Source organism: Cedecea davisae (assembly GCF_044095835.1).
Classification (GTDB): Bacteria; Pseudomonadota; Gammaproteobacteria; order Enterobacterales; family Enterobacteriaceae; genus Cedecea; species Cedecea davisae.
The window spans coordinates 1461509-1474037 of the sequence record NZ_CP172054.1 but is presented as its reverse complement, the minus strand read 5'-3'; the positions used below and the strand labels follow the sequence as shown (position 1 = coordinate 1474037).

The 12529-nt window shown below is 56.7% G+C and carries 8 protein-coding genes and 1 riboswitch; of the genes, 4 read left to right on the top strand and 4 right to left on the bottom strand.

What is annotated here, in order from left to right; translation table 11 throughout:
• Positions 1 to 171 precede the first annotated feature (171 nt).
• Positions 172 to 2133, bottom strand: coding sequence for an autotransporter outer membrane beta-barrel domain-containing protein (locus tag ACG1VR_RS07390; protein ID WP_395490577.1), 1962 nt, complete (start codon positions 2131 to 2133; stop codon positions 172 to 174).
• A gap of 210 nt (positions 2134 to 2343) precedes the next feature.
• On the opposite strand from ACG1VR_RS07390, the gene moeA reads away from it, so the two are divergent.
• Together moeA and moeB are read left to right on the top strand one after the other, a co-directional pair.
• Positions 2344 to 3576: a molybdopterin molybdotransferase MoeA gene (gene moeA, locus ACG1VR_RS07385; protein ID WP_016537314.1), complete on the top strand. Its 1233-nt coding sequence runs from the start codon at positions 2344 to 2346 to the stop codon at positions 3574 to 3576.
• Position 3577: 1 nt separating this feature from the next.
• Positions 3578 to 4330, top strand: a complete 753-nt coding sequence (gene moeB / locus ACG1VR_RS07380) for a molybdopterin-synthase adenylyltransferase MoeB (protein WP_395490576.1) — start codon at positions 3578 to 3580, stop codon at positions 4328 to 4330.
• A 34-nt stretch (positions 4331 to 4364) separates the two neighbouring features.
• On the opposite strand, the gene ACG1VR_RS07375 is transcribed toward moeB, so the two are convergent.
• Together ACG1VR_RS07375 and ACG1VR_RS07370 are read right to left on the bottom strand one after the other, a co-directional pair.
• Positions 4365 to 5411 (bottom strand): magnesium transporter, encoded by a 1047-nt coding sequence (locus tag ACG1VR_RS07375; protein ID WP_395490575.1) that lies wholly within the window; start codon positions 5409 to 5411, stop codon positions 4365 to 4367.
• 73 nt (positions 5412 to 5484) lie between these two features.
• A riboswitch (M-box (ykoK) riboswitch) is annotated at positions 5485 to 5657 on the bottom strand.
• Between the two features lie 94 nt (positions 5658 to 5751).
• Entirely contained in the window at positions 5752 to 6822 is a 1071-nt protein-coding gene (locus ACG1VR_RS07370; protein WP_395490574.1) for a LacI family DNA-binding transcriptional regulator, read from the bottom strand.
• Positions 6823 to 7117: 295 nt separating this feature from the next.
• On the opposite strand from ACG1VR_RS07370, the gene ACG1VR_RS07365 reads away from it, so the two are divergent.
• Both ACG1VR_RS07365 and ACG1VR_RS07360 read left to right on the top strand, forming a co-directional pair.
• A complete protein-coding gene (locus tag ACG1VR_RS07365) occupies positions 7118 to 8419 on the top strand; it encodes an MFS transporter (protein ID WP_016537318.1) in 1302 nt (433 codons plus the stop codon).
• Positions 8420 to 8433: 14 nt separating this feature from the next.
• Complete coding sequence (locus ACG1VR_RS07360) at positions 8434 to 10797, top strand: TIM-barrel domain-containing protein (RefSeq protein ID WP_395490573.1); 2364 nt, start codon at positions 8434 to 8436, stop codon at positions 10795 to 10797.
• Positions 10798 to 10916: 119 nt separating this feature from the next.
• Here ACG1VR_RS07360 and ACG1VR_RS07355 read toward each other — a convergent pair whose 3' ends face one another.
• Positions 10917 to 12512 (bottom strand): ABC-F family ATPase, encoded by a 1596-nt coding sequence (locus ACG1VR_RS07355; protein WP_279050610.1) that lies wholly within the window; start codon positions 12510 to 12512, stop codon positions 10917 to 10919.
• Positions 12513 to 12529 lie beyond the last annotated feature (17 nt).

Sequence of the window (12529 nt, the reverse complement as noted above, 5' to 3'; positions counted from 1 at the left end):
GTTTTTTCTATAAATATCAGAATAGTTGCCAAACATTGATACGATTTTTGAATATAGAAAGACGTAAATGTGTTGTAAAGAAAATTGACTTTAGTCTTCGGGACGCGGCAGGCAGCGTGCAGGCCCCTTCGCCGCAGCAAAGAGGCCAACTTACTAAGGGATAAGAAAAAGTTAGAACTTCGCGCTAATGCCAAGGTTGTAACTGGTCTGATTACCGTCGCTCAGGCCGGCCGTTTGTGATACGGCGGCAAAAGCGGAAACCGTAGCGGAAAGCGGCATGTCCGCGCCGACAGAAAGCTCGGCCCAGTTTTTATCCTGCTCTTCGCCGGTACGGCTGAAAGTTAGCGCGGTGGATTTCAGCCCGCCGTTCACGCTGTACTCGCGGTCGCCAAACTGGTGGCGGTAGCTTGCCTGCGCCCACGGATTAATGACGCCGGGGTGGGCATCAACCCGCCAGCCCGCGCTGCCAATCTGCGAATGCCCGTTCTGGTCGCCAAAACGCATCGCCGTGCTGCTGCTGCCGTTTTCACCGTAGCCATTGACGTGACTGTAATCCCACGCATATTGCAGCGTCGGCCCCGTGGTCATCCAGGAGGTCAGCGCAAAGTCATAGCCCGCGGTGAGCCTCGCACCATAGAGCCTTCCGTCGGTATCACCTTTTTCAGTGCGCGTTAGCTGCCCGAGAGTGATATCGCGCTGGATGTTAGTGAAGTCCGCAGAGAGGTAGTGAACGTCGCCGTTAAGCCACGCCTGGCCCACGCGCAGCTGGCTGAACAGCGCCGCCTGAACGCCTCGGGTGTCGTAGCGGTAGTTATCGTCCGGGCGCTGGTTATCCAGCGAACCGGCAATCAGCCCGCCCACCAGCAGGCTGTCGTTAAGCTGGTAATCGACCCCGACGGTGAGGTTGTTGGTATTTCCTTTTCCTTCACCGCTGTAACGCTGATAGCCCCCGCCGTAGCCGCCGAACACGCCCAGCGAACCTACAGCGTTATCGTTATGGCGCAGTTGCTGGTAGCGGCCGTCGAGCGTTGCCCTGCTGCCACGCACCATCGCCAGCGTGCCCTGATTAAGGCGAGTGACCTGCACCGGAGCGGCAATAATTGACTCAATATACTGGGCGATGATGCTGTGAACCTGCGGGCTGGGGTGGAAGTGATCGGCAAACAGGTAATCCTGAGACGGGTTGAAGCCCGGCGTTGAGCTGGTGCAATCGCTGGCAGACACGCCAGCCGGGCACGCCATGCCGGCGGTATTGGTGAGGCCAAACGCCTGCGGATTAACAAGGATTTCCTGGAACACGCCGTTGATGTCCGCGCGGGCAATATTTCCGCCGCGCTGCGACAGGGCTTTATCCTCAGCACCGTTGTAAAAATCGGTTAAGGCAGAAGCCTGCTGTGCCGCCGCGTCATAGGCGGCAATAAGCTGAGCGGCAGCAGCTTGCTGGACGAGCGGATTAACGCTGACCACCGAGGCCGCGGCGCGAAGCGCATCGTGAATAGCCTGCTGGCGGCTGGCGAGATCCGGCGTTTTTGCGGCATCAAGCGAGGCGTAAGCGGCCTGAATCGCGGGCGTTGCCGCCGCGCCCAGCCCCACGCTCAGCACCATCTCCATCAGCGTTGGCGTCGCGCTGATGTCCGGCACATTCGGGACGACCACCAGCCCGGCTCCAGCATCCAGTAATGCACCAACCTGGGCTGCGGCATTTGCAGCGCTGTTCGCGGCAATGCCCTGCGCCAGCGCCGGTTGCGTTGCGGCGGCGGCCAAATCATTCCCGCCAATCCAGTGAATATATAAGCCGTTGCCGTCCGCCCTGCCTCCGGTCTGGCTCAGATATTGCTGCACCTGGCTTTGGGTATTATCAGCCGGGTTAAGCCCCGGCACGGCGGTCCCGCCGCCTGCCGCATAGTTACTCCCGCCGGTGCGTGAAGGGGTTAACGTCAGCCCGTAGCGGTCGGCCAGCTGCTCGTCATAAAGTTTGTTTTGGCTGCTGTTCCACGTCCAGCGGCCGTTATTACCGGTATCGCTGAGGCTGTCGCCGAATACGGTCAGCGAGTCAAAGGCGAATGCAGATGAAGTGAGTCCTATTGCCACGGCTAGCGTACTGAATTGAAATGCTTTTTTTATGTCTGTCATCAGTTCTTCCTTGCAGAGGTTTTGAGTAGCCACAATGACTATAGCCAATAGCCGTTTGCGTGCAGGCCGAGAGTAAGCAAGAAACGTGACAACGTGATGTAACGCATAGGGAGTAGAGGGGGAAATGATTTTGCTGATCCGGGACATGCAGCCCACGGCCATTTTCTGCCATACTAAGCCCTTATTTTGCCCCTGCCCCAGGAGTTATGCATGGAATTTACCGCCGGGCTGATCCCGCTTGAAACCGCACTTGGACAAATGCTTTCCCGCATTAAACCGCTTACCGAAACGGAAACATTGCCGCTGCTACAGGCAGCCGGTAGGGTTACCGCCGAACCGGTGATTTCTCCGCTGGATGTTCCGGGGTTTGATAATTCGGCAATGGACGGTTATGCGGTGCGCATGGCGGATATCAAAGCCGGGGGCGCATTGCCGATAGCGGGTAAAGCCTTCGCCGGGCAGCCGTTTAGCGGCGAATGGCCGGAAGGCACCTGCGTGCGCATCATGACCGGTGCGCCAATACCGCAGGGTGCCGAAGCCGTCGTGATGCAGGAAGAAACCAAATCTACCGAGTCCGGCGTACGCTTTAACGCCACGGTACAAAACGGCCAGAATATTCGCCGCCGTGGGGAAGACATCCGCCAGGGCGCAAGCGTGTTAGCCGCAGGAACAAAACTCACCGCGGCCGAACTGCCGCTGATTGCTTCGCTGGGCATTCCCGAAGTCACCGTTTACCGCAAGGTTCGCGTCGCCGTGTTCTCCACCGGGGATGAATTACAGCTGCCGGGCCAGCCGCTGGCCGAAGGCCAAATCTACGATACCAACCGCCTGGCGGTGCATCTCATGCTGAAAGAGCTGGGCTCGGAAGTTATCGACCTCGGGATTATTCGCGATGACCAGGACGCTCTGCGCGCCGCATTTAAAGAGGCAGACAGCCGTGCGGACGTGGTTATCAGCAGCGGCGGCGTGTCGGTTGGCGAGGCGGATTACACCAAACAAATCCTCGAGGAACTGGGCGAAGTGGGCTTCTGGAAGCTGGCGATTAAACCTGGCAAACCCTTCGCCTTTGGCCGCCTGGAAAACAGCTGGTTCTGCGGCCTGCCGGGCAACCCGGTTTCCGCGGCGCTGACCTTCTATCAACTCGTACAGCCGCTGTTGACGACGATGGGCGGCCAACAGGGCAACCCTCTTCCGCCGCGGATGCGGGTGCGCACCGTCGGCAGGTTGAAAAAATCGCCTGGCCGCCTCGACTTCCAGCGCGGTATTTTACGCCGCAACGAGCAGGGCGACCTGGAAGTGCTGAGTACCGGCCATCAGGGCTCACATATTTTCAGCTCCTTCAGCCAGGCCAACTGCTTTGTGGTGCTCGAGCGCGAGCGCGGCAATGTCGAAGCCGGGGAATGGGTAGAAGTCGAGCCGTTTAACTCGCTGTTCGGAGGCTAACGTGGTCGAGCTTAGCGATGCAGAAATGCTGCGCTACAACCGCCAGATAGTCCTGCGCGGCTTTGACTTTGACGGCCAGGAAAAGCTGAAGGCCTCGCGGGTGCTTATTGTCGGGCTTGGCGGGCTGGGCTGCGCGGCGGCTCAATACCTTGCTGCCGCGGGCGTCGGGCATCTCACCCTGCTGGACTTCGACACCGTCTCGCTCTCTAACCTCCAGCGCCAGACGCTGCACCGCGACGCCGCTATCGGCCGGCCCAAAGTTGACTCGGCCCGGGAGATGCTGGCCGCCATTAACCCGCATATCCGGCTGGAGACGGTGAACGCCCTGCTGGACGAGCAGCAGCTTGCCGGGCTGGTGGCGCAGCATGAGGTGATTCTGGACTGCACCGATAACGTGGAGATCCGCAACCAGCTTAACCGCAGTTGCTTCCTGCATAAGCGACCGCTGGTATCGGGGGCGGCGATTCGCATGGAAGGTCAGATAAGCGTGTTTACTTATCAGGCCAATGAGCCCTGCTACCGCTGCCTGAGCCGCCTGTTTGGCGAAGGCACGCTAAGCTGCGTGGAGGCTGGCGTGATGTCGCCGCTGGTGGGAATTATTGGCTCGCTGGAAGCGATGGAGGCCATCAAACTGCTGGCAAATTACGGCACGCCAGCCAGCGGGAAAATCGTGCTCTACGATGCGATGACCTGCCAGTTCAGAGAGATGAAGCTGGCGCGTAATCCTCAATGTGAGATTTGCGGCTGCGAATAAATAAACGGGGATAATATTATCCCCGTTTCTTATCTTAGATGGCGAGATCGGTCAGCATGAGTTCGGCAATTTTAAAGTAAATAAGCAGCCCTGTGCCGTCGATTAAAGTGGTAATAAACGGGGCGGAAACCACCGCCGGGTCGATATTTACTTTACGCAGCAGCATCGGAATAATCGAAGATACGATAGCGCTCCACACGGTAATCGCTATCAGCGTCAGGCTCACGACCATCATCACTTCCATCCCCACGCCCAGCATCCACGCCCGGATAAATCCGGCGGTGCCGATGGTGATGGCAATTAATACCGAAGCGGAAATCTCTTTTCTTAATATCGCGCCAAGATCCTTCAGCCCGACTTCTCCCAGCGCCATCGCCCTGACCAGGGTCGAGGTAATTTGCGTCCCGGTATTGCCGCCGGTGCCGATTAAGAGCGGGATAAAGAAGGCCAGCGCAATCGCCGCTTCCAGCTGATCCTCAAAGGATTTAATCACCGAGCTGGTGTAAGCCTCGGCAACGAACAGCAGCAGAAGCCACACCGACCGTTTGCGCCACAGCGTGAAGACGCTGCTTTGCAGATAGGGTGTTTCCAGCGGGGATGAAGCCCCCTGTAGCTGGCTGTCGAGGGTGTTTTCATCTTCCAGCAGCTGCGCGATTTCCTGCGGGCCAAGCACCCCTTTCAGTTTTCCATAGCTGAGTACCGGAATGTAGTTTGAGGCGGATTTTTTAATCTCCATGCAGGCTTCATGCCGCGTTTTCTCAGGCGGCAGCGAGAAATGAACCGTTCTCATCAATTCGCTCAGCAACAGCTCTTTATCTGCCTGAAGCAGGGTTTTTACCGGCACCAGGCCGTACAGATGGTCCTCATCATCCACAACAAAGATTTGAGAAGGAATTTGCTCGTTTTTAATTTCCGAACAGAAGTATTCCCGCGCCTGGCCGACCGTTGTTCCCGGCGGCAGAGCGATAAAATCCTGGCTCAGATAACCCAGAACGGTGCTATGCGCTTCTGAGCAGGGCTGTTTAGCAGGCAGGAGTATAGATGCGCGAGAGTGCGCAGAAGTATTGGTTGAAAAGGTCATGATTTTTCCCCGGTTACTGTTTTAAAAAATAAACAGTCCTCATCCTGGGGCGAAGCAAGATATGAGAGTGCTGACGCTATCTCCATGTCTCGGTTTTAGCACTGTACAACGTATCCCCAAATGCGGGGGAAGTTACCTGGGGTTATACCTTGACTCGATATAACCTGTCCTAATCTTGGGCGTCTCTCGACGTCGTCAGATCAGTAACCTGTGTTTGTACAGGAGCCTCGCCTAACGAGATACTGCAAGTCTTCCGCGGCCTATAGTAGGGATCTCAGCCCGGGGCGCAAGTCAAAGAGCCTGCTTTGTTTAGGGTTTATTTATGCTTTCCTGTGCCGCTTCAGTCATACAGCCCGTCGCTATTTACCGCCGAGTGCCCCTTTCCGTAGCGTATACGCCGCACCGACTCACGGGCCTTAAGCGATCCTGCCAGCAGGATATTCACCACCGGAGCGTCAGGCCGCATCAGGCGCTGCTGTAAAAGCTGCACCGCCTCTTCCCCCAGCTCGTCCCGTGGAACATGGACCGACGTCAGGGGCACATCGTGAATTTCCGCCAGATTGAAACCGTCGATACTCATCACCGACATATCCTGCGGCACGCGCAGCCCGGCCTTTTGCAGGGCGCTAACCGCCCCCGCCGCCATAAAATCGCCGCCCACCAGCAGCGCGCTGGGCCAGGCGGGGCGTGGTGTATTTGCCAGATAGTCGCTTACCAACGCCTCACTTTCTTTAGCGCTAAAGCTTTGGGCGGTAATCAGGTGGCGGGTTTCATCGAACGAGAGGTTTCGGCTGTCCCAGGCATCGCGAATGCCCTCCAGGCGCAGCTCCATGGTATAGCGGCGCAGGCACAGCAGCGTCAGTACGCCTTTATGCCCCATATCGAACAGGTAGCTGGCGGCATACTGGCCGATAAGCTGATGATCCGGCGCGATGCCGGGCAGCCGCATTTTGCGGTCTCGGCAGTTGATCAGCACGCACGGTTTACCGAGATCTGCCGCCAGATCGTGAATGTGGGGGTCATCTATTCCCAACAAGATAGCCGCTTCGCTGTCCGGCTGGTTCATCTTGCTTAAAAAGAGGTTGGCATCGCTGTCGTTTTCCTCCAGCGCGCAGAACCGCAGCCGCACGTCATGGGGTTCCAGCGCCCTGCCAACGCCCTGAATAACCCGGTAGTAAAATACGTCCAACCGTTCATCAAACGCCCGCTGCGGAGCAAAAATCACCAGGCTATTCAGCAGCAGCCGTCCCGCCGCTATTCCCTGCAATACGCCCTTCTGCCGGGCGCACTCCAGCACCCGCTGGCGCGCCGTTTCGCTGGTATTGGCTTTACCGGCTAAGACTCGCGAAACCGTGCTTATCGATAGCCCCGTATGGGCAGCAATTTCGGTGATTTTTAGCGTTTTACTCATTTTGTGATCGATGCCCATTTATGAAATGAAAAAATTTTCATACCCGGCAATTGCAGATTCTGCGTGAAAAAAGAGCATTAAACGCTCACCAGATGCTGGATATGAAAACTTTTGCAAAAAATACGCTATTGGTTGGCTTATAACTCATCTACGCTGCCATTGTCGACTAAACAAAGCGCTTAGCTTTGATGAAAATAAATTTAAACAAATAAAAATCAATTAGTTAAAAAAACAAAGTATGCCGTGTGTTGGCATACCAATTCCACTAATTACCCCTACAAGGTGGAGCACAACTATGAGTCATGGCATCAATCAACCGGTGACCGCAGTCAAAACCAGGCGTATTTTCCGCAATTTGCGCTGGTGGGTGCTGGTGCTGTTTTTACTGGGCGTAACCGTCAACTACATCACCCGCAACGCGCTGGGCATCCTCGCGCCTGAACTGAAAACCTCCCTGGGAATAACGACCGAGCAATATTCCTGGATAGTGGGCGCATTTCAGCTGGCTTACACCCTGTTCCAGCCCTTGTGTGGCTGGCTGATAGACGTAATCGGCCTGAAGATTGGCTTTCTGATTTGCGCCACTATTTGGGCGGTGATGTGCATGCTGCACGCCGGAGCCGGTAGCTGGCTCCAGCTGGCAATCCTGCGCTTTATGATGGGTGGTGCGGAGGCGGCGGCTACTCCGGCTAACGCCAAAACTCTGGGCGAATGGTTCCCGAAAAAGGAACGCCCGATCGCCGCAGGATGGGCGGGCGTCGGCTTCTCAATCGGCGCGATGCTGGCTCCGCCGATTATTTACTTCGCCCACGCCTCTTTTGGCTGGCAGGGTGCCTTTATGTTTAGCGGCGCGCTGGGTCTGGTTTGGGTCGTGCTGTGGTGGCTGTTCTATCACAACCCGGAACAGCATCCCAATCTCGGTAAAAGCGAGCTGGCGTTTATTAAACAGGACAACGAACCGCCAGCGGTGAAGCTGCCGTTTTTCACTGCCCTGAAAACCGTGTCTAAAAACAAGCGCTTTTACGGCATCGCCATTCCGGCATTTATGGCCGAACCGGCCTGGGCGGTGCTGAGTTTCTGGGTGCCTCTGTATCTCGCGAATGAGCGGGGAATGGATCTGAAACAGATTGCCATGTTCGCCTGGCTCCCGTTCCTGGCCGCCGATCTCGGCAGCATCGCCAGCGGCTACTTAACCAAAATTTACGCCCGATTCTTTGGCTGTAGCCGAACCAACTCGGTAGTTGCCAGTTCGGTCACCGGCGCTTTTCTGATGCTCTCCCTCGCGCTGGTTGCGCTCACAAAAGATCCCTGGGTCGCCATCGCCCTTATCTCCGTCGGCGGGTTCGGACACCAGATTATCTCCTGCATGCTGAGCGCCCTGGTGGTGGACTCGTTTGACAAGGGCCAGATGGCCACCGTCAACGGAATGCGCGGCTCTTGCGCCTGGATAGCCAGCTTTATTTTCTCGCTGATTATCGGCGTCACCGCCGACAAAATTGGCTTCAACCCGCTGTTTGTCGCCATGGGCTTCTTTGACCTGATAGGCGCGGTATTCCTGGTCGCCTTTATCGCCGAACGCCGCGCAAAACGTACCTGAATGGACAGAACACGATGAAAACGCTGAAAAACTGGACGCTGAAAAATCACGATGCCAACCGGGCGGTGTTAACCCTGGACGGCAAGCATGAACTGCACCTTTATGTGCTGGAAGAAGGCATGTTCCGCGTGCTTATCAAACGCCAGACCGGACTGGCGCTCAACAGAACCTGGAGCATTGCGCCGCAGCAGGATGTGCCCTGGGAGGGGCGCGAGCGTGAAAGTCTGGAAGGTTTCACCCTCCCCGGCTTCCGCCTTGAACAGCTCGACGATGTTCTGTTAATCAGTACCTCAAAAATGCGCGTCACCGTTCACCAGCCTCTGTGGCTGGAGTGGGAATATAAAAACGCGAAGGATGAATGGCACCCTTTAGCCAGCGACCGCCCCACCAGCGCCTACCAGCTCAATGCCCACGGCGACGGCGTGGCACACTACCAGCGCCGCTTCAAAGACGAGCGCTTTTACGGACTGGGGGAAAAAGCTGGCCCGCTGAACCGCAGCGGCAAGCGTTATGAAATGCGTAATCTGGACGCAATGGGTTACAACGCAGCCTCCACCGACCCGCTTTATAAGCACATCCCTTTTACCATCACACGCCGCGACGACGTCAGCTTTGGCCTGTTTTACGACAACCTCAGCAGCTGCTGGCTGGATCTCGGGAATGAGATAGACAACTACCACGTTGCCTACCGCCGCTGGCAGGCAGAGGCGGGCGATGTGGATTACTACATGTTCCTCGGCCCGCGCGTGCTGGACGTCACCAAAGCCTTTGTGCGCCTGACCGGTAAAACCTTCTTCGGCCCGAAATGGAGCCTGGGCTACAGCGGCTCGACAATGCATTACACCGACGCGCCGGATGCCCAGAATCAGCTGATGAACTTTATCCGGCTTTGCGAGGAACACGCTATTCCGTGCGACTCATTCCAGCTGTCGTCCGGGTATACTTCGATCGACAACAAGCGCTATGTCTTCAACTGGAATTACGACAAGGTGCCGCAGCCGAAGCTGATGAGCCAGGCCTTTGCCGATGCGGGCATCAGGCTGGCGGCGAATATCAAGCCCTGCCTGCTACAAGATCATCCCCGCTACCAGGAAGCGGCGGCGAGCGGCCTGTTTATTCGGGACTCGGAAAGCGACTCGCCGGAGCGCTCAAGCTTCTGGGACGACGAAGGCTCGCATCTCGACTTTACCAATCCGGCCACGGTGAAATGGTGGCAAACCGGCGTCACCACCCAATTGCTGGAAATGGGGATCGGCTCGACCTGGAACGACAACAACGAATATGAAGTCTGGGACGGTGAGGCGCGCTGCCACGGCTTCGGGCAGCCTGTTGCCATAAAACATATTCGCCCTGTTATGCCGCTGCTGATGATGCGCGCCTCAATGGAAGCCCAGCAGGCCTTTGCCCCGGAAAAACGCCCGTATCTTATTTCCCGTTCGGGCTGCGCCGGGATGCAGCGCTATGTTCAGACCTGGAGCGGCGATAACCGCACCAGTTGGGAAACACTGCGCTACAACATCCGCATGGGCGTGGGCATGAGTTTGTCCGGGCTGTTTAACGTCGGCCATGACGTCGGCGGCTTCTCGGGCGACAAACCGGACGCAGAGCTGTTTGTTCGCTGGGTGCAAAACGGCGTGATGCATCCCCGCTTCACCATTCATTCATGGAATGACGATGCCACGGTAAACGAACCGTGGATGTACCCGGCCGTCACTCCCGCCATTCGCGCCGCCATCGAACTGCGATACCGCCTGCTGCCCTGGTTCTACACGCTACTGTGGCAGGCTCACGCCGACGATGAGCCGATGCTGAGGCCGACATTCCTCGACCACGAACACGATGAAAAAACTTTCGAAGAGTGCGATGAATTTATGCTGGGCCGCGATGTGCTGGTTGCAAGCGTTGTGGAGCCAGGCCAGCGCGAACGTACTTTGTGGCTGCCGCAAAACGAACACGGCTGGTATGACTATTACACCGGACAGTGGTATAGCGGCGGGCAGCACATCACCGTTCAGGCTCCGCTGGAACATCTGCCGCTGCTGGTGCGTGCCGGGGCAGCGTTGCCGCACAGCAGCCGCATTAGCTATGTCGATATTAAGGCTGATGACCTTCGCGAACTGAAGATTTATCCGCTACCCGGCACCGGGGTTTCTCATGGCTCGTTGTTTGAAGACGACGGTGAATCCTGGGGATATAAAACGGGCAATGCGCTGTGGCTAAGTTGGGAAATTAGCTGCTCTGCTCAAGAGATTAACGTGGTCTTTAGCCGGAAAGGCGATTACCAGCCGGCCTGGCGCGAGATTAACTTATCTCTGCCTGCGGGGGAAAAACGGCGTCTGCTGGTGAACGGAGTGGAACGCGAGGTGTGGGCGTTGTAATTGCCCCTCACCCCGGCCCTCTCCCCAAAGGGGCGAGGGGGAAAACAGGTGGGAGCAATACCTATAATTCGATCTGTCCCCTCTCCCTTTTCAGGGAGAGGGTTCGGGTGAGGGAAAAATTACCCGTCGATCCCTTTACTGCGCAGGTAATCTTCGTAGCCGCCGGTGAAGTCAATCACGCGTTCTGGCGTAATTTCCAGCACGCGAGTCGCCAGGGAGCTAACGAATTCACGGTCGTGGGATACGAAGATAAGCGTCCCCTGGTACATCTCCAGCGCCATGTTCAGCGACTCGATGGATTCCATATCCAGGTGGTTTGTCGGTTCGTCCATGATCAGGATGTTTGGTTTTTCCATCATCAACTTGCCGAACAGCATACGGCCCTTCTCACCACCGGACAGCACTTTGGCCGGCTTTTTGATGTCGTCCTGGCTGAACAGCAGGCGACCAAGGATGCTGCGCACCGCCTGCTCGTCATCGCCTTCCTGCTTCCACTGGCTCATCCAGTCGAACACGGTGAGATCGTTTTCGAACTCGTATTCGTGATCCTGAGCGTAGTAGCCGATTTGAGCGTTTTCAGACCATTTAACGCCGCCGGATTCCGGAGTAAGTTCGCCTACCAGGGTTTTCAGCAGCGTGGTTTTACCGATGCCGTTAGCGCCCAGGATTGCCAGCTTCTCGCCGACTTCCAGCAGCAGGTTAACGCCTTTAAACAGCGGGCCGCTTTCAAAGCCTTTGGTCAGGGCTTCCACTTCCAGCGCGTTACGGAACAGTTTCTTGTCCTGCTCGAAGCGAATGAACGGGTTCTGGCGGCTTGAGGCTTTCACTTCGTCCAGCTTGATTTTATCAATCTGGCGGGCGCGAGAGGTTGCCTGACGAGATTTAGAAGCGTTGGCGCTGAAGCGGCTGACGAAAGATTGCAGGTCGGCAATCTGCGCTTTTTTCTTGGCGTTGTCAGACAGCAGGCGCTCGCGAGCCTGGGTGGCCGCGGTCATGTATTCGTCGTAGTTGCCCGGGTAAACGCGCAGCTCGCCGTAGTCCAAGTCGGCCATGTGGGTGCAGACCATATTCAGGAAGTGACGGTCGTGCGAAATAATAATCATCGTGCTGTTACGTTCGTTAAGCACGGTTTCCAGCCAGCGAATGGTATCGATGTCCAGGTTGTTCGTTGGTTCGTCGAGCAGCAGGATGTCCGGGTTAGAGAACAGCGCCTGCGCCAGCAGTACGCGCAGCTTCCAGCCCGGGGCCACTTCGCTCATCGGGCCGTAATGCTGTTCCAGCGGAATGCCCACGCCGAGCAGCAGTTCACCGGCGCGCGCTTCTGCGGTGTAGCCGTCCATCTCGCCGTATTTCACTTCGAGGTCGGCAACTTTGTAACCGTCTTCTTCGCTCATTTCCGGCAGAGCATAAATGCGGTCACGCTCCTGCTTCACTTCCCACAGCTCGCCGTGGCCCATGATAACGGTGTCAAGCACGGTAAATTTTTCGAAGGCGAACTGATCCTGACGCAGCTTACCGATGCGCTCGTTCGGGTCGAGAGAAACGTTGCCCAGAGTCGGCTCAAGGTCTCCGCCGAGGATTTTCATGAAAGTGGATTTGCCGCTACCGTTAGCGCCGATCAGGCCATAACGGTTGCCGCCGCCAAATTTAACGGAGATATTTTCGAACAGCGGTTTGCTGCCAAACTGCATGGTAACGTTGCTGGATACAAGCACTGGTATGTCCTGGAGAA